18 protein-coding genes are annotated in these 20,736 nt (G+C 45.8%); all 18 read right to left on the reverse strand.

The window, feature by feature from the left end:
• Nucleotides 1-117: 117 nt before the first annotated feature.
• Nucleotides 118-1,953: a translation elongation factor 4 gene (gene lepA, locus AAA939_RS04045; protein ID WP_338211304.1), complete on the reverse strand. Its 1,836-nt coding sequence runs from the start codon at nucleotides 1,951-1,953 to the stop codon at nucleotides 118-120.
• Nucleotides 1,954-2,076: 123 nt separating this feature from the next.
• On the reverse strand, nucleotides 2,077-3,363 hold the full coding sequence (gene dltD / locus AAA939_RS04050; protein WP_338211306.1) for a D-alanyl-lipoteichoic acid biosynthesis protein DltD: 1,287 nt from the start codon (nucleotides 3,361-3,363) through the stop codon (nucleotides 2,077-2,079).
• A complete protein-coding gene (gene dltC / locus AAA939_RS04055; protein ID WP_057707272.1) occupies nucleotides 3,360-3,596 on the reverse strand; it encodes a D-alanine--poly(phosphoribitol) ligase subunit DltC in 237 nt (78 codons plus the stop codon). The genes dltD and dltC overlap by 4 nt, the downstream gene beginning before the upstream one ends.
• A gap of 25 nt (nucleotides 3,597-3,621) precedes the next feature.
• Complete coding sequence (gene dltB, locus AAA939_RS04060) at nucleotides 3,622-4,836, reverse strand: D-alanyl-lipoteichoic acid biosynthesis protein DltB (RefSeq protein ID WP_338211308.1); 1,215 nt, start codon at nucleotides 4,834-4,836, stop codon at nucleotides 3,622-3,624.
• Nucleotides 4,833-6,359: a D-alanine--poly(phosphoribitol) ligase subunit DltA gene (gene dltA / locus AAA939_RS04065; protein WP_338211309.1), complete on the reverse strand. Its 1,527-nt coding sequence runs from the start codon at nucleotides 6,357-6,359 to the stop codon at nucleotides 4,833-4,835. The genes dltB and dltA overlap by 4 nt, the downstream gene beginning before the upstream one ends.
• A gap of 40 nt (nucleotides 6,360-6,399) precedes the next feature.
• Nucleotides 6,400-6,549, reverse strand: coding sequence for a teichoic acid D-Ala incorporation-associated protein DltX (locus AAA939_RS04070; RefSeq protein ID WP_003640708.1), 150 nt, complete (start codon nucleotides 6,547-6,549; stop codon nucleotides 6,400-6,402).
• Between the two features lie 36 nt (nucleotides 6,550-6,585).
• On the reverse strand, nucleotides 6,586-7,758 hold the full coding sequence (locus tag AAA939_RS04075) for a serine hydrolase domain-containing protein (protein ID WP_338211314.1): 1,173 nt from the start codon (nucleotides 7,756-7,758) through the stop codon (nucleotides 6,586-6,588).
• 445 nt (nucleotides 7,759-8,203) lie between these two features.
• Nucleotides 8,204-9,349 (reverse strand): molecular chaperone DnaJ, encoded by a 1,146-nt coding sequence (gene dnaJ / locus AAA939_RS04080; RefSeq protein WP_338211316.1) that lies wholly within the window; start codon nucleotides 9,347-9,349, stop codon nucleotides 8,204-8,206.
• 101 nt (nucleotides 9,350-9,450) lie between these two features.
• Nucleotides 9,451-11,310: a molecular chaperone DnaK gene (gene dnaK, locus AAA939_RS04085; RefSeq protein ID WP_338209377.1), complete on the reverse strand. Its 1,860-nt coding sequence runs from the start codon at nucleotides 11,308-11,310 to the stop codon at nucleotides 9,451-9,453.
• A gap of 43 nt (nucleotides 11,311-11,353) precedes the next feature.
• The gene (gene grpE / locus AAA939_RS04090) at nucleotides 11,354-11,962 is read right to left on the reverse strand and encodes a nucleotide exchange factor GrpE (RefSeq protein WP_338209379.1); all 609 of its coding nucleotides are present in this window, start codon (nucleotides 11,960-11,962) and stop codon (nucleotides 11,354-11,356) included.
• Between the two features lie 11 nt (nucleotides 11,963-11,973).
• Nucleotides 11,974-13,017: a heat-inducible transcriptional repressor HrcA gene (gene hrcA / locus AAA939_RS04095; protein ID WP_338209381.1), complete on the reverse strand. Its 1,044-nt coding sequence runs from the start codon at nucleotides 13,015-13,017 to the stop codon at nucleotides 11,974-11,976.
• 399 nt (nucleotides 13,018-13,416) lie between these two features.
• Nucleotides 13,417-14,130, reverse strand: coding sequence for an acetolactate decarboxylase (gene budA, locus AAA939_RS04100; RefSeq protein ID WP_338225933.1), 714 nt, complete (start codon nucleotides 14,128-14,130; stop codon nucleotides 13,417-13,419).
• Complete coding sequence (gene ribF / locus AAA939_RS04105) at nucleotides 14,130-15,137, reverse strand: riboflavin biosynthesis protein RibF (protein WP_338209385.1); 1,008 nt, start codon at nucleotides 15,135-15,137, stop codon at nucleotides 14,130-14,132. Before ribF ends, budA begins: the two co-directional genes overlap by 1 nt.
• A 13-nt stretch (nucleotides 15,138-15,150) precedes the next feature.
• The gene (gene truB / locus AAA939_RS04110) at nucleotides 15,151-16,074 is read right to left on the reverse strand and encodes a tRNA pseudouridine(55) synthase TruB (protein ID WP_338209386.1); all 924 of its coding nucleotides are present in this window, start codon (nucleotides 16,072-16,074) and stop codon (nucleotides 15,151-15,153) included.
• A 99-nt stretch (nucleotides 16,075-16,173) separates the two neighbouring features.
• On the reverse strand, nucleotides 16,174-16,605 hold the full coding sequence (locus AAA939_RS04115; protein ID WP_338209388.1) for an Rrf2 family transcriptional regulator: 432 nt from the start codon (nucleotides 16,603-16,605) through the stop codon (nucleotides 16,174-16,176).
• 78 nt (nucleotides 16,606-16,683) lie between these two features.
• The gene (locus tag AAA939_RS04120) at nucleotides 16,684-17,544 is read right to left on the reverse strand and encodes an NAD(P)H-binding protein (RefSeq protein ID WP_338209390.1); all 861 of its coding nucleotides are present in this window, start codon (nucleotides 17,542-17,544) and stop codon (nucleotides 16,684-16,686) included.
• A gap of 162 nt (nucleotides 17,545-17,706) precedes the next feature.
• A complete protein-coding gene (gene rbfA / locus AAA939_RS04125) occupies nucleotides 17,707-18,060 on the reverse strand; it encodes a 30S ribosome-binding factor RbfA (protein WP_338209392.1) in 354 nt (117 codons plus the stop codon).
• A gap of 26 nt (nucleotides 18,061-18,086) precedes the next feature.
• Nucleotides 18,087-20,726 (reverse strand): translation initiation factor IF-2, encoded by a 2,640-nt coding sequence (gene infB / locus AAA939_RS04130; RefSeq protein ID WP_338209394.1) that lies wholly within the window; start codon nucleotides 20,724-20,726, stop codon nucleotides 18,087-18,089.
• Nucleotides 20,727-20,736: the final 10 nt, after the last annotated feature.

The following is a 20,736-nucleotide window of genomic DNA, read 5'->3' on the forward strand; positions in this document are numbered from 1 at the left end:
TACTTTAAATAGCTTTGAGCGTTTTTTTAAACAAAGACTATGTCTATTTTGCCAACATTACAGTCTCAATGTTGGCAAAACACCCAAATAAAAAAGCTCCGCCTCAGCGGAACCCTTCTATGACGGGTTTTCTTCCTCGTCAGTTTTCAAAACTGCCATGAACGCTTCTTGTGGGATTTCTACCCGACCGACAGCCTTCATTCGCTTCTTACCTGCTTTTTGCTTTTCAAGTAACTTCATCCGGCGAGTTCGGTCACCACCGTATAAGTGGGCCGTAACGTCCTTCCGGTAAGCCTTGATGTTCGTCCGGGCAATGACCTTAGAACCAATCGTCGCCTGAACTGGAATTTCAAAGTTTTGTCGTGGAATAATCGTCTTCAACTTCGAAGCAATTTCCCGACCACGTGCCGGCGCAAAGTCCCGGTGCGCAATAAAGCTCAACGCATCAACTTGATCACCGTTCAACAAGATATCAATTTTGACCAAATCACTTGCACGGTACTCGTCAATATCGTAATCAAGGGAAGCATACCCCCGCGTATTGGACTTCAACTTATCGAAGAAATCAAAGATAATTTCGGATAACGGAATGTAGTACACCACATTGACCCGGTTATTATCTAAGTATTCCATCGTATCGAACTCGCCCCGCTTACGTTGGGCCAATTCCATGACGGCCCCAACGTATTCGTTTGGCACCATGATCTGCGCCTTAACGTAAGGTTCCCGAATCTCTTTAATTGACGACGCTTCCGGCATTTCAGCTGGGTTTTCGACGTCTTTTTCAGTTCCATCAGTCATCAGAACGTGGTACGTTACTGATGGTGCGGTCGTGATCAAGTCTAAGTTAAATTCACGTTCCAGCCGTTCTTGAACGACATCCATGTGCAATAACCCTAAGAAACCACACCGGAACCCAAACCCTAACGCCTGTGACGATTCGGCTTCAAATTCCAACGCCGCATCGTTTAACTTCAGCTTTTCTAACGCTTCACGTAAATCGGTAAACTTGGCATTATCGGTTGGATAAATCCCAGCGTAAACCATTGGGTGCATTTCGCGGTAACCTTCCAACGCCTTTTCAGCTGGGCGTGCGGCGTTAGTCACCGTATCACCCACCCGGGTATCCTGAATGTCCTTGATGCTGGCCGTGATGTAACCAACATCTCCAGCCATTAAGAAGTCCCGCGCCAGTGGTTTGGGCGAGTTAACTCCAACTTCGGTTACTTCGTACTCACTACCACTATTCATCAACCGAATGCGGTCACCAGGACGAACAATTCCTTCGTGCACTCGGATACTCAAAACAACCCCGCGGTAGTCATCGTACACTGAATCAAAGACCAACGCCTTTAACGGTGCGTCGATATCGCCCTGTGGTGCTGGGACTTTCTTCACGATTTGTTCAAGGAGGTCCTCAATCCCGATTCCGGCCTTAGCAGAAGTTAGCACAGCGTCTTCTGCGTCAATCCCGATATCGTCTTCGATCTCTTTGCGGACCTTTTCGGGTTCCGCAGATGGCAAGTCGATCTTGTTGATTACCGGAACAATTTCCAAGTCATCGTCAATTGCCAAGTAGACGTTTGCCAGTGTCTGGGCTTCAACCCCTTGGGCTGCGTCCACAACCAATACGGCGCCTTCACAGGCCGCTAAACTCCGCGAAACTTCGTACGTGAAATCGACGTGTCCCGGGGTGTCAATCAAGTGAAAAATATACGTTTCACCATCTTTGGCCTGGTAATGCAACTCCACCGCATTTAACTTGATGGTAATCCCACGTTCTCGTTCTAGATCCATTGAATCCAGTACCTGATCCTGCATTTCTCGTTTCGAAATGGTATCCGTTAATTCAAGAATCCGATCCGCCAATGTTGATTTACCATGGTCAATATGGGCGACGATTGAAAAATTCCGGATGTGCTTTTGTCGATCCTGCATTGTCGCTTTATCCATTGATTTTCCTACTTTCTTCCTAATTCCTAATCCTTACAATTATACCAACTAAAGCAAGTAATCTCAATTTATCCGCAAAACTCAAAATCGCACTAACCAATTGGCTAGTGCGATTTGTCATCACTATTTAGTTTCAAACGTGCCCAACTCATCCGGATCCAACTGTTGCCACTTGTTCGAATAGAAGTCGTCGTTGATTTTATATTTTGGTTTCGGTGTATTGGTCTTGCTTAAGAACGGATTGACCTTTTGATCAACCGCTAACCATCCACGCCAACCTAAGTGAATTGTATCGGTCATGAAGTAATCTTCGTTACCGTCTTGGGTTAAATCAACAATGTTGTTAAACCCTTGGCTGGTTAACTGGTAACGAATCTTCTGATCGAATTTTGCAATCATGTCCATCGACAAACCGGTGTAATCCGACCACCGTTGGTTAATTGGTGGAATAATGAATAATACGTCGGTATGCGTCTGGGCAAATTGGTTCAAGACTAACTGGAAGTCAGCAAATTCTGGTGACTTGGTATAGTTCAAGTGCGTCTGGGAACCTTCTAAGCGTTTGTAGTTACGCTTCAGCTTGGTCTTCCAGAACCGGTTGCTGATTTCCAAGCTATTAGAAGTCGTTTGGGCCTTCCCAATTTTACCAGCTAACGCATCTAATTTATTAAAATCGTAAGTTGCTGGTAACTGTTTAGCCTGCTGATTGACGGTATTCAAGTTCTTACCGGCAATCCCAAACCGGGAGAAGAATTCATCTTCACTACCTAACACCCGCGCCTTGTAGTTCACGTAAGCCATCTGTGCACCAGTTGGTTTAAAACCAGCGGCGACCCGCGCTAACGCACCTGCTAACACCTTGTCGGAAGAACCGGATGGCATCTGTAACAAGCGTTTTGCCGCGTAACGATCCATCTCAGTGTTTTTTTCCGTCTGGAGCCAGTCAATGGTTTGTAGTGGTGAGTAGTAGTAAGCAAAAGCATCTTTCGCAGTGCCTTGTGGGACGAACCACTGTGGCGAAATTACGAAGACGGCCTTCTTATTTGTAATCTGCTTTTTAACCGATTGCATCACGAAGTACTGGGTCAAAGATTGCGTTCCCCGTGCACCCAGCAGGAACGGGCGGTAATCACGGTGATACTTTTCTGCCAATACGGATGGATGCATCGGGTCAAACCGAGACCATTCAGATGAACCGAAGAACGGCACGTAACCATCACTCAACGCTTGGCGCTTAATCTGTCGGCCCTTTAAAACGTTGGCTGACAAGGACACCGCTGCGCTACGTTCAGTATCTTTAGAAACGTGGTTTAATCCAAATGAGAATGGTGAAAGCAGAACGGCCAATAATAAGATTGCCGCCAAAATAATTGGCCCAAAAATCTTAAAAAGGCGTTTGGAAACACTCATTGCATACTCTCGACCTTAGCAACAATTTTAGCCGGTGTGTCCCATTCTGACCGTTCGAATTCTGAGACCGGCACTTCAATTCCTAATTGGTTTTGTAATTCCAATAAGAGTTGAACTGAACCCATTGAATCAAGGATACCTTCGTCAAACAAGTTCGTGTCCATGTTACCTGACACGTCTTCACCAGTTAAATCTTGTAAAATTGATAAGACCGTTGCTTTTGTATCATCCATAATAAATTACTCCCTTAAATTAAATTTATGGCCGAGCTGTGAAGAATAACGTGTTCAGGAATCCTGAGAAAATCAAGAAACTGAAACAAACCACGTTAAACGTCAGGAAAATCGCAAAGTATTCCGTAAACTTATTGGACGGAATCTGCGCCTGATGCTTCTTCTTGTAACGTAGCCAGGCATCGTTGACGACCATTGCCAAACCATGGAACAGCCCATAAACGATGTAGTACCACGTTTCCCCATGCCAGAACCCCATAATCAGCATGTTGATGACATAACAAACGTTGGCAGTCGTGATCCGACTCTTGAAGACCTTATGCTTCATGAAGAAGAAAACTAACCGCATGTAGATAAAGTCACGGAACCAAAATGACAACGTCATGTGCCAACGATTCCAGAAGTCTTTGATGTTCTTAGACTTGAAAGGTTGGTTAAAGTTCATTGGTGTTTCCACACCCATCAAGTAACTGATCCCGACGGCAAACAAACTGTAACCGGCGAAGTCAAAGAACAAGTCCATACTGTACACGTACATGACACCGACAAGCGCCCATGAAATACCGTGTGCTTGTAAAGCAGCGTGTTCAACAACGGGTAACATCCGGGTCCCAAAAATGTAAGCCAGGATAAACTTGTAAAGGAAGCCCAAGAAAATATAGCGGACCCCTTTTTCAACTAATCCCAAGTACTTACTCCGGGTTGGTACACTATCATAATCCTTAACAAACCGCCGATAACGGTCGATTGGACCAGATGAGATGGTTGGGAAGAACAGTAAGAACTGCCCGAACAAGACCGGATGGAACTCTTTAATCACACCATCACGAGTTTCCATGATGGTTTGAACCACTTTAAAGGTTAAATAAGAAATTCCCAAGAAACCAATGATTGAACTAGCGCCATGGCTGACCGCTGGCGTGATTTTAACAGCCGCTAACGGAGCAATCGCCAAAATAACACTGACCACAAAGATCCAACCCTTATTGGGTGAATCCGGTCGCTGACGATACTTGGAATACAGCCACACCAGTGTGATCTGGTAAATCAGGTAACAAATTAACGCAATCCCGGTATGCCATTTGACACCACCGAACGTTAACAGTAAGAAAATGAATGAAATGATCGATTCGTAAACGTGCGAACGTCGCCCGTAAAGTAGACCAATCATTAACGGTAGCAACGCAATAAAGAGCAATACAAAGTACGTCGGGTTACCGTATGGGTCAAAAGACATCATTCTGGATTAACCTCTTTAATGATCGACTTGACATCAATTTTACCGTTAGGCGTTAATGGCAAGCTCTCTTTGTAGACGAACCGTTGGGGAATCATGTATTCCATCATCATTCCTTGAAGGTCCTTTTTAATCGCCGTTGTCAGCGCGAAATCCGTTTCAAAATCATTTGACTTCGGCACAACGTAGGCAATCATCTGTGTGACTTTATGCTCTTTATTATATTTTGGAACCGCAACGGCTTGTTTAATATGTTGTTGTTGTCCTAAGAAGTGGTCAACTTCTTCCAATTCAATTCGGTAACCGTGCATCTTGATTTGGAAATCGACCCGGCCCCGGTAACGGAACAACCCATCGTCATCCATCGTCCCGATATCACCGGAATGGTAAGCGCGTTGACCATCTAAGCTGAAGAACGCTTTTTCAGTCTTTTCAGGATTGTGCAAGTAACCCTTTGAAACGCTAGGGCCAGAAATAATTAACTCGCCCTCCGTACCGTTAGGAACTTCGTGACCGTCCTCGTCAACGATCATCATTTTAGTATCAGCTTTAGCGTAACCAATTGGTAACCGGTCAAACTTAGCTAACGCGTCATCAGTAACTTCGATCTGGGTCACCGCAACACACGTTTCAGTTGGACCATAAGTGTTAAAAATCCGCGCATCTGGGAAACGTTTCTTTAACGTTGCCGCGGTCTTATGCGTCAATTCTTCACCACAGAACAAGAAGTGCGTCAAGCTTGGTAAGTGTTCAGCATCAAACTTGGGTTCCAACAAACAGATATCCATGAACGATGGCGTTGAGACCCAAACGTTGATTGGCAACGTTGGTAAAGCGGCAAATAATTGCTTGAAGTCATCAGTAACCGCCTTTGGTAACGCGTAGAGCGTCCCACCCATTGCAAGGGTTGGGTAAAGATCCATCACGGATAAATCAAAAGAATACGGTGGTTGCGATAATGAGTTTGGTTGCTTTGGTAGACCAAAATCATCGCTGAGCATCCAGTTAACGTAACTTAATAAGTTGTCGTGACTGATTTCAACCCCTTTAGGCTTACCAGTAGTCCCGGAAGTAAAGATAATATAGTAATCATCGTCTCCCTCGGCCGCATGATCAGCCTGATAATCAACGGTCGTCTTGAAAATGGCGTCCAATTGATCTGGCGTAATCACTGGCGTCGTGCCGACACCAGTTGGTAAATCAACAACGGCAATGGCCGCCGCTGGCTTTGCAATTTCGTTGATCATCGTCAACCGTTCGTTAGGCGAATGGGTGTCAATCGGGATATAAGCCCGACCAGACTTAACCACGCCTAAGAAGGTGGCAATCATTTCAAAGGTTTGCCCACCAAAGACAATAATTGGTGCTTTGGCTGGTAAATCTAAGGTATCTAAATGCGCTGCTAGTGCGTCTGAATAAGCTTTTAATTCAGCATACGTGTGCTGTACGCCTTGGACGTCATACACCACTTTAGTGGGTTGCGTCCGTGCGTAATCATCGATTGTTTTGATGACATTTTTAATCATTATTAATTTCCCCCAAACAATAAATTAACGCGTCCACCTACTAGAATTCATTGTAAATGAACTTGGCCTGGTTGATCCCACTGTACCCGTATAGGTAAACCAAAGCCAGCATGACAGCAAAATAAAATACTGTTAGCGCAATGAATTGAACCACCGGACGTTGAAACCAGCTTTTCAATTTTGCGAACATGCCTTCACCTCCTCAAATTATTCATCCCAATGGCGTTTATAAATCACCAATCATTAATTCACTAAATATTTTGTTGGCGGCAAATTCGATACTAGCCGAACGGCGTCGGTAATTACTGAGTAGTACCACGCCGCTTCGACCATCTGCCGAAACGTGGACGTCGGACTCATAGCCGTAACCCAACCCGTGTGAGCGGATCCCGTTACTGATGTTATAGACCCCACCGCCATATTCGCCGGTCGCGGTCCGCGTATGCAGAATCGCGACGTTGGCCTTCTTGATCAACTTGCCCTTTAAAATTGCACTTTCAACTTTGAATAGGTCACCGGTCGACATATAAATCTGACCAGTACCAAGTTCACTATGCATTTGGGCCTTCGTCTCATGCTCTTGGTGTTTATACTTAGGGAGAATTTGCTTAGCCGACGCTTTGTAGCCCGTCGTCGCATTAGTTCCCATCCCGTTAACCACAAAACCGGTGTGTTTCAATCCCAGCTTATGAATAATCTGTTTATTAATAAAGTGTTGGTAAGATTGACCGGATACCTTGCGAATAATCCCAGCGAGTAAAACGTAGTTCGCCGCGGAATAGTTGAAGATGCCGACCTTTTGCTTACGATAAACCATGTGATCTAAGACGTAATTAACCGTTTGTGCTTCAGATAACGGCTTCTTAGAGCCCTTTTTTAACCAGTAACCGGTCGTCATATCTAACATCTGACGAATGGTCGTATTGCGACCGTACTTGATAGTTGGATAGTACTTCGTCACCGGATCACTTAGCTTCATCTTTCCCGCTTGAACCAGTTGCATAATGCCCACCGCGGTAATCGACTTTTGAATCGATAAGATTTGGTACTTAGATGCTGGCGTGTTCTTGATTGCCATCGCTTGATCAGCGTATCCAAATCCTTTTTGGTAAATCACCTGATCATTTTTGATGACCAGCGCCGTCCCAACAAAATGGCTCAATTCGAGCGTCTTAGTAATTTGTTTTTTCGGCGACTTTGTATTCACAAATTCTGTTCGGTTAACTTTACGACTCAGTTGCGAATTTTTCTTTGCAACGGCCTTGGCCGTCTTTTTCTTTTTGCGTTGAATTTGCTCGGTCTTTGCGGTGCGTGCTTGGTGTCGAACAAACCACGTTCCGGCACCACCAAGCACTAACAGCCCAAGAACGATTACGATTAATCCCTTATTTGACTTCAAATTATTAACTTCCCCACTAGTCTAATTTATCACGGACTCTTTTTGATCCGCGTATAGCTTCACTGCGAGTACGCTAAGTTCAAGGATAATTCTAACAATCATCCTAGCAAATTCACAACTCCATTCGAAAAGGATAAAAACCCTGCACGTCCGTTTTAACCACTGACATTACTGTAACGATTTTGTAACATAACCGTTAAACCATCCCCCACAAAGATTGGCTTTCCTTTACCTCCTTGATTAATTCTAGCACTGGACCGCATCCCAATTACAGCAGAACGAAACGGTTTGTCTCAAATCAAGCACTCTGAAAGGTTAGTTAATAAACGGTAGTGGCCACTTGCGGGTACCCACAACAAAAGGGACCATTCAGCCGATTGGTGTCGGTTGGACGGTCCCTTTGATCAAATTTCATTTGTACAGTGCTGAAAAGGTTAAGAAACCCTTAAACACCACGTAACTTATCGAAAAGTGAACTCTTTCCATTACCAGCAACGGTTTTACCACTGGCTTTGGCAAAAGTCTTCAAAGCTTCTTTTTGTCCCTTATTTAGATGGGTCGGTGTTTCAATTGCGACGGTTACCCGCTCATCACCATTACCATTACCCCGTAACCGCGGTGCACCCTTCCCACGTAAGCGGAAAGTTGTGCCCGTTTGGGTGCCGGCTGGAATCTTGAGTTTAACGTCACCGTGCACGGTCTTGACCTCAACTTCGTCACCTAACGCGGCTTGTACAAAATCGATTGGTAACTTGAAGTAAATCGTCGCACCATCCCGCTCGAAGTCTTTGCTAGGTTCAACCCGGAAAATAATGAACAAGTCCCCGTAAGGACCCCCATTAGCCCCAGCTTCACCTTGGTTTTGAAGACGCATTTGTTGGCCTTCTTCAACCCCAGCAGGAACGGTAACCTTGATGGAATGGCTCTGTTCAGTATGACCAGAACCACCACAGGTTGCACATTTTTCTTTGATTTCTTTCCCAGTCCCATGACAAACGTCGCAAACTTGCTGACTCATCATGCGACCAAGTGGTGTATTCGTTTGAACTTGAATATACCCGCTCCCGTGACACTTAGAACAAGTAACTGGTGAAGTCCCTGGCTTAGCACCGGAACCACCACAAGTCTCACATTGTTCTTCACGGTTATAGGTGATATTAGTCTTCTTACCAAAGATGGCGTCTTCAAATTCTAGCGTCATCTCATATTGTAAGTCGCGGCCTTGTTGCGGCGCCGTCGGGTTAGGACGGCGGCTACCACCGCCCCCGCCACCGAAAAACTGACTGAAGATGTCGTCGAAACCACCGCCGCCGCCAAAACCACCAAAGTCTTGACCGCCAAAGCCGCCAGCGCCACCACCGAAACCTTGCTGCCCGCCAGCGGATCCAAATTGATCGTACTGGCTCCGTTTTTGCGGATCACCTAACGTTTCATACGCTTCATTGACAGCTTTAAACTTTTCTTCTGCACCGGGTTCGTGGTTCAAATCGGGATGATACTTCTTTGAAAGCTTGCGGTAAGCTTTTTTGATTTCATCCTGACTGGCGTCTTTTTCAACACCCAGAACCTTATATAAGTCTTGTTCTGCCATCGTAACCTCCTAATGATCCCTTTAAAGTCTCATTAATATTAGCATATTTAAAGCAAAAAGGCCAAGACCGCGCGGCCCTGGCCTTTTTTGTTTACTCGGTATTACTTCTTATCCTTATCTTTATCTAAGTCTTCGAAGTCACCGTCAACCGTATTGTCATCGTCACTCTTACCTTGATCAGCAGCCTTGCCATCAGCGCCAGCTTTTGCGCCTTCAGCTTGTTGGGTCTGTTGATAAAGTTTAACTGACAAGTCTTGCACGATCTTGTTCAAGTCGTCCTTCTTGGCCTTCATTTCGTCAACATTGTTGTCGTCTTGGGCTTTCTTCAAAGCGTCACGGGCATCTTGCGCCTTCTTGACTTCTTCATCAGAAACCTTACCTTTGAGTTCCTTCAACGTCTTGTCAGTCGTGAAGATCAATTGGTCAACTTCGTTCTTCAAGTCAACTTCTTCTTTACGCTTCTTGTCGGCGTCTTCGTTTTCTTTAGCTTCCTTGACCATTTGATCAATTTCATCGTCAGAAAGACCCGATGAACTCTTGATGGTAATCTTTTGTTCTTTGTTCGTGCCCATATCCTTAGCGGAAACGTTCACGATACCGTTCTTATCAATATCGAATTTAACTTCGATTTGAGGAACACCACGGGGTGCAGCTGGAATGTCCGTTAATTGGAAACGGCCCAGCGTCTTGTTATCAGCAGCCATTGGACGTTCACCTTGTAAAACGTGAATATCTACGGCAGGTTGATTATCCGCAGCAGTACTGAAGACTTGGGACTTGCTTGTTGGAATCGTCGTGTTCCGATCGATCAACTTAGTGAAGACCCCACCCATGGTTTCAATTCCAAGGGAAAGTGGCGTAACGTCAAGTAAAACAACGTCTTTAACGTCACCAGTAATGACACCACCTTGAACGGCAGCCCCTAAAGCAACGGCTTCGTCAGGGTTAATGGAGTGGTTTGATTCCTTGCCAGTCCACTTTTCAACGGCGTCTTGAACGGCTGGAATCCGAGTAGACCCACCGTTTAAGATCACAACGTCCAAATCACTGGCAGATAACTTAGCATCCTTCAACGCGTTTTCAACAGGAATCCGCGTCTTTTCAACTAAGTCAGCCGTTAATTCATTAAACTTGGCACGAGTTAACGTGGTTTCCAAGTGTAATGGGCCGTTTGCGCCGGCAGAAATAAATGGCAAACTGATTTGGGCTTCAGAAACACCTGAAAGGTCTTTCTTAGCTTTTTCAGCAGCATCCTTTAACCGTTGTAAGGCCATCTTGTCTTGGGATAAGTCGACACCGTTGCTAGCCTTAAAGTCAGCAACTAACCAGTCGATAATCTTTTGGTCAAAGTCGTCACCACCAAGTTGCGTATCACCATTGGTTGATAACACCTCAAAGACCCCGTCGCCTAATTCAAGGATGGAAACATCAAAAGTCCCACCACCAAGGTCATAGACTAAGATTTTTTCATCTTTGTCGGTTTTATCCAAACCATAAGCCAATGCAGCGGCGGTTGGTTCGTTGATAATCCGTTCGATGTTTAAGCCGGCAATCTTACCAGCATCCTTGGTTGCTTGCCGTTGCGCATCGTTAAAGTATGCAGGAACGGTTACAACGGCCTTTTCAACCGTGTCACCCAAGTAGTCTTCAGCAAAGCCCTTGATGTATTGTAAAATCATCGCAGAAATTTGTTGTGGCGTATAGTCCTTGCCATCAACATTTACTTTGTAGCCCGCTTCACCCATGTGACGCTTGATTGATGAAACAGTGTTAGGGTTAGTGATTGCTTGCCGTTTGGCAACTTCACCAACTTGAGTTTCGCCATCTTTAAACGCAACGACTGATGGGACCGTCCGGCCACCTTCAGGAGTTGTGATAATCTTAGGTTCATTACCTTCGAGAACGGCAACTGCAGAGTTCGTCGTCCCGAGGTCAATACCGATAATTTTATTACTTGCCATAAATCAACAAACCTCTTTTTAATTTATTTTTATTTTTAATTATTTATTGTGCGACAACGACCATTGCTGCGCGGAGCGTCCGGTCTTTGAAAAGGTAACCCTTTTGTAAGACTTGAACAACCGTATCAGCCGGATGATCCTTGTCAGCAGGTACTGTCTGAACAGCTTGGTGAACGTTTGGATCAAACTTCTCACCATCAGCTGGCACTTCGGTAACACTGTGTTTCTTCAAAGCGTCTTGTAAATGACCATAGACCATTTCAACGCCCTTCTTCAACTGTTGTGCTGCCTCGTCGTCTGCCTGCGTTGATAATGCCCGTTCCAAGTTATCCAAAACGGGTAAAACATCCTTAGCTAACGATTGACCATCATACTTGATCATTGCGGCCTGTTCCTTCTTGTTGCGGTTTTGCATGTTCACAATTTCCGCTTGGGCACGAAGTAACTGGTCATCCTTTTGATTAAGCTGATCTTTCAAACTTTGGATCTGTTCATCGCGTGGATCTTTGGCCGACTGTTTGTCCGCTGCACCTGCTGTTTCACTGGCAGTCGAAGTCGCGGCTTGACTAGCTTCACTAGTCGTACTGGTGGCCGTTGAAGTTGTTTCTTCAGCTGCTTCAGCACTCTTTGTTTCTTTAGCCAATGCTTTCATCTCCCTGTCCGTCACTCGTCAAAGTACCGGTAATAATCTAATAATTTGCGGGCAAGCTCCTGTTGGAACGCACCCATCAGTCCAATCATCCGCGAATACGGCATCGCTGTCGGGCCCAGGATGGCAATCATCCCTTTACCGTGCTGATCAACATCGTACGTCGCAGTGATTAAACTGTAATCCTTCAACAAATCGTTGGTGATCTCATTACCGATACGAACCTGAATGTGTTGACCAGGTGGCCCAATCACATTCGCTAAGTTGTCCGTTTGGTCAAGCAACGAGTACAATGACTGCAATTCTCGCGGATTCTGTTGGCTCGTATAGTTGAAAAGATTCAACTTACCACCGACGTAGAATCGTTCAGAGGCTGCCTTGGACAATACACTGCCAAAAATATCTAAGAACCCCTTAGGATCTTGCAAGTACTTCGCAAGCTTCAGTGGGATTTCCTTTTGTAATTTTTGCAGGACGTCTTGTAACGGCAGGCCAATCAATTGATCATCGATAAACCGAACAACCGGTTCGAGCTCATCACCAGATAAATCATTGGGAATCGTAAACGTCTGATTTTCAACGTCGCCGTTGTTCGTCACAAGGATCGCCATCACTTGATGGTTGCCAAGTGGCACGAGACGGAACCCACTCAACCGACTATCTTTTAACTCTGGTCGTAACGTAAACGTCGTGTAACTAGTCAATTGTGACAAGATGTCGGCAGATTGCGCAACAATTTCGTCGATCTTATGGAACTCGCCACCCAACGAATGCTGGATGACTTTCAAATCTTGACCGTCAACCTTTTCTGGTTTCAAAATATGGTCAACGTAGTACCGATACCCTTTAATAGATGGAATCCGACCTGATGATAGGTGCGTCTTAACGATCAACCCAAGGTCTTCAAGTCGTGCCATCTCGTTACGGATGGTTGCGGAGCTGACCTTCACTGGCAACTCTTGCACCAGCGACTTGGATCCAACGGGATTACCGCCTTCGGTATAGTCACGAACAATGGCCTTCAAAATCAGGCTTTGTCGTTCAGTTAACGTGATCATCACCTCTTTTTAGCACTCTGTTAAGTTAAGTGCTAACACAATTACTAATATAACAACCCTTCAGGTGAAAGTCAAGGAAGGGCAAAGTATTTTTTATATCCACTACCAACTAATTGAATCAGGTCTCAATCCCTTGCTAAACGGTGGTCTAGCCATGATGATTTTGAAACAAGATTTAGCAAAACTAGCTGATACTTGGCACCCTTACCATGACCTTTTCCCTTTCACAACGTCTATATTAGCACTCTTATTATTAGAGTGCTAATAATAAACGCAAATCGTGCTAATTTTTTTACCCAAAACCGAAATTAAGCCAAATTAAAATAACGGTTCAGAAATCTGTTGAGTAAAATTTCTGAACCGTTATTTTTATACCACTATAGCCAAAAGGTCGTTTGCTTAACGTTCCGCCTTGTTAATGGCGTGGTCGATCGTTTCGTTATCAAATTCTTCTTGTAAGTAGGCCTCGTTATCAATTGGCAAATGAACTTGAAAATCAGCAAAATGTTGAATTTTCAATTCGGCTTGTTCAATTTCAAAGCCTAATAAGTGCCCGCCTAATTGATGGTCCTGACTCAAAAAGTGTAAGTGGAACCCACCGACCGTGGCACCTTGAAAGAGCTGCGGCGCGTAATAGCCGACAATGGTCCCCTGAACGTGCTCCCCACTGAACTCGGGCTGAGTTGCCGTCGCTTGAACCAACGTCTTATAAGGCGGCTGCTGTCTTGGCGCTACCCGCGTCTTAATGGTTTTAAACGTTCCGTCAATCCGAATTGCAGCGAAAACGTTTCTTAACCGGTAATCACGGACAACTTGGGTCTCAAAGTCCGCCTGGTTCGTCGTTTCAATTGGCGCGCTGATATCGGGCTTTTCAAAGTGGACCGATGCAAACGGTAAGGTCTCATCAGAAGCGATTTCTCGTACCTGACCATCCTCACGTGCTTGGTAGGCATGGCCGTTGATGATAATTACTTCCCCGTTCAAACCATCAAGCGTCCCAATCCCAGTATCCCCATGGGTCAGCAATTCACCGGCCGTAATCGTTCCGTCGAACAAACCGGGAACTAACAATCCTAAAGTACCATGTTGAAAGATTTTATCCGTCGCTGCCATTATGCTTCCTCCGTTTTTGATTGCTTTTGTTGTTGCACTGCCGTTAACCGGGGCGTCACTAGAAATGGGTGCGCCACGTAATAGTCACGCGTCTCCTGTTCATCACGCTTCAACTGGTCGACTAATTCATCCGCGCTAGCAAACTTAACTTCCCCGCGCATCCGGTGTGCCCAGCGAACCGTCACCGTCTGGCCATAAATATCGCCACTAAAATTGAGTAAGTTGATTTCAACCGTGATGGGCCGGTCATCACCAAACGTCACGTTACGCCCAACGGATGCCATCCCCATGACCCACTGATTGCCTACTTGGACCATCGTGACGTACGTCCCAATGCCTGGTACCCGGGCATTGCTCCCGTGGGCAACGTTAGCCGTTGGAAAACCGAGGGTCCGGCCGCGGGCTTCCCCGTGAACCACTTCACCAGCCGTTTCGTACTGGTAACCGAGCAAGTCATTGGCGAGGTCAATGTCACCCGCATCCAACGCCGTTCGAATTCGCGTTGAACTAATTTTTTGATCACCAAGAACCGCTTTTGGCACTTCGATAATGTCAAACCGTCCCTGCGCATATTCACCCAAGTGTTGCATATTTGCAACGTTCTTAGGACCGTACGTGTAGTCGAAACCGGCGACCACCGTCTGGGCATGTAAGCCCACGATCAATTGATCAACAAACGTTTGGGGTGGTAACGCCCCAACGACACGGTCAAAGTGCAACACATAAAGGATATCAACGCCCATTTCCGCCATTAACGTTGCTTTTTGATCCACCGTTGTCAAATACCGCACGTGTTGCGGATCAGCATTTCCAAAGACGACGGACGGGTGTTGATCAAACGTCATCACGGCTAGTTGTGCCTGCTTTGCGCGTGCGGCTCTTCTAGCGGTCGCAACGACTTGTTGATGGCCCTGGTGTACCCCGTCAAAAAAACCAAGAGCGAGGACGCTTGGACCAGCGGGGATTTGCTTGAAATCCACCGGGTACTGTAAATTAATCACCTGCATGAAAAAGAACTCCTTAATTGACCGCAAACATTTTAAACGGCTTGTACCGCTGTTCATCTGGTCGATAACTATATAGACATTTTAGGCCGTCTTGATAAATCAACGCAACCATTGGGCTCGCATCTGGCGCTGTTATTTGTAAATCTTGCGCCGTCAGCCACACCCCGTTTTTTACTTTAGACCACAGCTCATCTTCAATGGTGATCCGTGGATATTGACTGAGCGCCTTATCGATTGGTGATAGCAGCTCGTCTTCCGTTCCTTCGGCGACTCGCTCAGCAATTTGTTCAAAGGTCACCGTCTCATCCAGCGTAAAGCCACCACTCTTTAAACGGGTTAGATCACTCATGACGGCTGGAACGCCTAAAGCTTTCCCCGCGTCAACGGCGAGTGTCCGCACATAGGTCCCCTTGCTACAAGCGACCGTAAAGTAGATGGTCTGGGTCTGCTGTTCCGTATCGTACGTCGCTGGTTTGCGTTGCTCAAAACTGGTGATGGTGATGTGACGAACGGGCCGTTCGACGGTCTCACCGTGACGGGCGTAATCGTACAGCCGCCGACCGTTGACCTTCACAGCTGAAAACATGGGTGGAATCTGGGTCAGTTCACCGGTCATCTGCTGAAGAACCGCGTCGATCTGTTCAGTCGTAAACGGCGTTGTAATGGCTTTACGGTCAATCTCATCACCGTCAAGATCCTCGGTCGTCGTTGCAAATCCGAGGGTAATGCTTCCTTGGTATTGTTTTCCTGAAGCCACTAAAAACTGTACGGCCTTGGTAGCGTTGCCAATACAAATTGGCAAAACGCCATCGACATTGGGATCCAAGGTACCCGAATGGCCAACCTTACGCGTTTGGTATAATTTTCTGATTTTAGCCACGCAGTCAAAACTCGTTAGACCACGAGGTTTATATAGCGGTAAAATTCCGTTTGGCATAATTTTAGACTGCTCCTCATTTTAAAATAACTTTTCTCAGTATACCACACTGCGAAAACGCACAAAAAGCCATCACCGTAAATGATGACAGCTTTCTGACTAACTAATTTGTGCCCGCCGAGTCTGAATACCATTAATCACATCAGCCAACGTTTGGCGCGCCATTTCTGCTTCCGCTGCGGCCTGGACCCGGTCGTAAAGACTATCCAACGTTTGCTGAATGTTAGCACCAATCGGACAATCCATGTTTGTCCGCGGATCCACATGTAACAGGTCGTGATTGGTTTCAACGGCTTTAAAAACGTCTTGCACAGTGATTTCATCGGCAGGTTTGGCTAACCGGGGGCGGGCCGATCCAGCTTGACTGCTCAACAATCCCGCACGTTTCAAATCAGCCATTAGTCGCCGAACAACGCTAGCATTAGCTTCAATACTAGCCGCAATATCGTTACTAGTGATCTTTTGATCATCAATAATTGCGACGTACGCCAAAACGTGAATAGCATCGCTCAATTTATAAGAGTATTTCATGCAACTGGCACCTCCCCTGTAACCCATTTTAATCTTTATTCATTGTACCCGAAGATGCCGTTGACAGCTAATCATAAGTTACCGCGCTAAGATCTCTTTAATTGCCGTTTCAATTGGGGTCAACGGGTGGCCTAAGACCGTTGCCAAGTCGTCAGAACTGACGTTTAATTCATTATCAGCCATCATTGTTTGCATGCTAACCATCACTGGCGCCATGTTAGCATCCATGCCACCAGCAATCAGAGCTTGTTGATACTCAGCGGGACTAACTGCTTTGAACTGGAAATCGTCGCGTCCCGTTGCCCGCTTGATTGCTTGGGCTAAGTCCGCGTACGAACGTGGTTGCCCACCAAATTCGTAGACTGCCTTTGGATCTGCCAACAATAAGACTTTAGCTGCACCAACGGCGTATTCCCGTTCCAATGCAAAGCTGACCTTGCCATCACCAGCTGCGTAAATGGCATCTTTTCCAGCGGCACCAGCTTGTAAGTAAGACGTTTCATTTTCCAAATACCAAGCGTTACGTAGGAATGAATAAGCCATCCCACTATCCTTGATCAGTTTTTCAGTAAAAACGTGATCCGTGGATAACGCAGATTTGGCCGTGTCCGCTTTAGCAAAACTCGTGTAGGCAATGTAGCCGACACTAGCTGCTTTGGCAGCCGTAACGACGTTTTGATGTTGTTGTTCCCGTGAAATGGCACCACCTGGTACTGATGAAATAAACAGGAAGCGGTCAACACCGGCCAGGGCCTGTTCTAGCGCAGGTTCATCCGTGTAATCGGCTTGGCGAACCGTAATCGCCGTTGGAAGGACCTTTGCTGCTTTTTCGGGGTTCCGGACAATTGCGATGACGTCGGACGGTGCGACCGTCTTCAAAAGTTCATTGATGACAATTTGACCAAAACGACCAGTTGCTGCTGAAATTGCGTATTTCATAATTAAACGTCTTCTTTCTTTTAAACCATTATTTGTTGTTTTATTAAGCACAACCATTATCATAACTAGTTGTTACTTTATTGTCAACAGTTAAGCCTAATAGTTTACCACTAGCACAAAAAAAGCCGCCACGAAAGTTCGTGGCGGCTTAAAGTCATCAGGCTAATCCTGACGTTTTAAATTATTGATTAGTTCGTCGATATGACTCCCATATTGAACAGAATGGTCCCGTTCAAAAATGAGTTCTGGTGTTTTATAGATGCTCAGCCGGGAACCTAATTCACTCCGAATTAAGCCCTTTGCCTTTTCCAGGCCAGCTGCCGTCTTTTCACCATCCGACGCTTTGTCAGATAAAATACTGTAGTAAATGGTGGCTTGCTGTAAATCACCCGTTACGGTCACACCAGTAATGGTGAGTCCCGCAACCCGGGGATCACGGACACGCTTTAACAAAATATCATCGACTTCGCGTTGAATTTCTTGTTCTAGCCGACCAACTCGATAATGTTGTGCCATCTTAGTTTACCTCCCAATTAAGGTGCTTATTCAATCGGAACTTCCTTCATGACATAAGCTTCAATTACATCGTTCACTTTAATGTCGTTGTAGTCTTCAATCCGTAAACCAAGTTCAAAGCCCTGTTTAACTTCTTTAACGTCATCCTTGAAACGACGTAGACTAGCTAACTTACCATCGTAAATAACGACACCGTCACGGATAACCCGAACACCAGATTCGCGGTGGATGACACCATCAGTGACCATCCCACCACCGATCGTACCAATCTTAGAAACCTTGTAGATTTCACGAATTTCGGCTTGACCAGTAATCTTTTCTTCGTATTTAGGTTCAAGCATCCCCTTCATCGCGCTTTCGATTTCATCGATTGCGTTGTAGATGACTTGATGCAAACGAATGTCCACGTCATCAGTGTCAGCTTGTGACTTAGCCTGTGGCGTTGGTCGAACGTTAAACCCGATGATAATGGCGTTACTTGCTTCTGCTAAGGCAACATCACTTTCGTTAATGGCCCCAACGGCAGTATGGATAATGTTAACCCGAACGCCCTTAACTTCGATCTTACGTAAACTCCCAGCTAACGCTTCAACGGAACCTTGAACGTCGGCCTTGATAATAACGTCGACTTCCTTCAATTCACCCTGTTTCATTGAATCAAACAGGTTATCAAGCGTTACGTGGTTCGTCTGTTTCCGTTCGTCCATTAAGGCTTGCTTAGCACGTTGTTCACCAGCATCACGAGCGGTCTTTTCGTCGTCAAAGACTACGAACCGATCCCCAGCATCTGGCACATCACTTAACCCAGTAATTTCAATTGGGGTTGATGGAACGGCTTCCTTAATTCGTTTTCCATGATCATTTGTCATGGTCCGAACTTTACCGTAAGTATTCCCAACAACGATTGGGTCACCAACGTGCATCGTCCCTTGTTGAACTAACAAGGTTGCCGTTGACCCCTTACCACGATCCAAACTAGCTTCCAAGACAGACCCAGCAGCGTTTTGCTTAGGGTTAGCCTTTAATTCCAGCACTTCGGCTTGTAGTAGGATCATATCCAATAATTCATCTAAGTTCTTACCGAACTTAGCCGAAATCTGGACGAAGATCGTATCGCCACCCCAGTCTTCAGGAATTAAACCATATTCGGTTAATTGTTCCATCACGTGGTTCGGGTTAGCACCTGGCTTATCAATCTTGTTAACAGCGACGATAATTGGCACTTTAGCCGCCTTCGCATGGTTGATCGCTTCGATTGTTTGTGGCATTACACCGTCATCGGCCGCAACAACTAACACGGTGATATCAGTAATATCAGCACCACGCGCCCGCATTTCAGTGAAGGCCGCATGTCCTGGTGTATCCAAGAAAGTGATTGTCTTGCCATCGTGCTTAACTTGATAAGCACCGATTGCTTGCGTGATCCCACCGGCTTCGCCCGCAGTCACGTGCGTATGACGTAACTTATCAAGCAACGTCGTCTTACCATGATCAACGTGACCCATGACGGTAACAACTGGTGCCCGGGTTTCTAAGTTTTCGGTGTTCTTGTTTTCGTCGTCGAAGAACTTATCCAAGTCGGTAACGTCAACTTGAACCTTTTCTTGAGCATCGATACCATAATCAGCCGCTAAGACTTCGATGGTTTCTTTATCCAATGATTGGTTTTGGTTAACGGCAACGCCTAACATGAACAACTTCTTGATAATTTCAGCTGGTTCACGGTGCAAAATCTTACCCAGATCCTGTGCGTTCATCCCAACCGTGTAAACCAACGTTTCTGGTAACGGCTTATCCTTACGAACAGAAACAGGCTTGTTGCTTACTTGGCGAATCCGTTGGTTCTTGTTGTTACGACCACGGTTATTGCGGTTATTACGCCGACGGCTATTGTTGTTACCACGGTAACGGCTACCGCCACCGTTGTTATTGTTGTTGCTACCTAAGCCGCCACCAAACCGGCCGCTCCCGTTACGTGAACTGTTCGTTGTCAAACTGCTCCGGTTACTACTGTTACCGTTGCTGGAACGATTTTGTGAACTGTTTGAACGGTTTTGACCATTATTAGAATGGTTCTGGCTGTTGTTCGAACGATTTTGACCATTGTTGGAATGGTTCTGGCTATTATTGGACCGGTTTTGGCCATTATTCGACCGATTCTGACTGTTGTTAGAACGGTTCTGGCTGTTGTTTGACCGGTTACTGTTATTACTATTTGGTCGGCTCGTATTGCTACTCCGGTTGGTGTTGTTACTAGTACTCCGGGTGCTATTTGTCGTCCGGCTACTACCGTTACTGGAACGGTTTGTATTGTTGGAACGACTTTGACTATTGTTCGACCGACTCTGATTATTGTTATTATTACGATTATTATTCAAAGAATCACCACTCTGTTGATGACGCGAGTTGGATTGCTGCTGATTAGCAGTTCGTGTCACAGTTTTCGCTGCGCTAGGCGCAACGCGGCCAGTGTTACTAGCCGTTGTAGCTTTAGGATTAGGATGGGTGGCGCCCGAAGTAGCACCCTTTAGTTGGCTTGCTTCGGTGTCACCGAGTGTCGACATATGATTTTTGACGGAGAATCCCAACTGTTGTGCTTGCGCGATCAACTGTTTACTTGGGACGTTGAGCTCCTTCGCTAATTCATAAATTCGCTTTTTCCCCATATCTTCACCC

Source organism: Lactiplantibacillus paraxiangfangensis (assembly GCF_036246185.1).
GTDB lineage: Bacteria > Bacillota > Bacilli > Lactobacillales > Lactobacillaceae > Lactiplantibacillus > Lactiplantibacillus paraxiangfangensis.

Bases quoted from the DNA above. Each gene is read 5' to 3' on its own strand.
- lepA (WP_338211304.1), bottom strand. From the start codon at position 1,953: ATGGATAAAGCGACAATGCAGGATCGACAAAAGCACATCCGGAATTTT.
- dltD (WP_338211306.1), bottom strand. From the start codon at position 3,363: ATGAGTGTTTCCAAACGCCTTTTTAAGATTTTTGGGCCAATTATTTTG.
- dltC (WP_057707272.1), bottom strand. From the start codon at position 3,596: ATGGATGATACAAAAGCAACGGTCTTATCAATTTTACAAGATTTAACT.
- dltB (WP_338211308.1), bottom strand. From the start codon at position 4,836: ATGATGTCTTTTGACCCATACGGTAACCCGACGTACTTTGTATTGCTC.
- dltA (WP_338211309.1), bottom strand. From the start codon at position 6,359: ATGATTAAAAATGTCATCAAAACAATCGATGATTACGCACGGACGCAA.
- AAA939_RS04070 (WP_003640708.1), bottom strand. From the start codon at position 6,549: ATGTTCGCAAAATTGAAAAGCTGGTTTCAACGTCCGGTGGTTCAATTC.
- dnaJ (WP_338211316.1), bottom strand. From the start codon at position 9,349: ATGGCAGAACAAGACTTATATAAGGTTCTGGGTGTTGAAAAAGACGCC.
- dnaK (WP_338209377.1), bottom strand. From the start codon at position 11,310: ATGGCAAGTAATAAAATTATCGGTATTGACCTCGGGACGACGAACTCT.
- grpE (WP_338209379.1), bottom strand. From the start codon at position 11,962: ATGAAAGCATTGGCTAAAGAAACAAAGAGTGCTGAAGCAGCTGAAGAA.
- hrcA (WP_338209381.1), bottom strand. From the start codon at position 13,017: ATGATCACGTTAACTGAACGACAAAGCCTGATTTTGAAGGCCATTGTT.
- budA (WP_338225933.1), bottom strand. From the start codon at position 14,130: ATGGCAGCGACGGATAAAATCTTTCAACATGGTACTTTAGGATTGTTA.
- ribF (WP_338209385.1), bottom strand. From the start codon at position 15,137: ATGCAGGTGATTAATTTACAGTACCCGGTGGATTTCAAGCAAATCCCC.
- truB (WP_338209386.1), bottom strand. From the start codon at position 16,074: ATGCCAAACGGAATTTTACCGCTATATAAACCTCGTGGTCTAACGAGT.
- AAA939_RS04115 (WP_338209388.1), bottom strand. From the start codon at position 16,605: ATGAAATACTCTTATAAATTGAGCGATGCTATTCACGTTTTGGCGTAC.
- AAA939_RS04120 (WP_338209390.1), bottom strand. From the start codon at position 17,544: ATGAAATACGCAATTTCAGCAGCAACTGGTCGTTTTGGTCAAATTGTC.
- rbfA (WP_338209392.1), bottom strand. From the start codon at position 18,060: ATGGCACAACATTATCGAGTTGGTCGGCTAGAACAAGAAATTCAACGC.
- infB (WP_338209394.1), bottom strand. From the start codon at position 20,726: ATGGGGAAAAAGCGAATTTATGAATTAGCGAAGGAGCTCAACGTCCCA.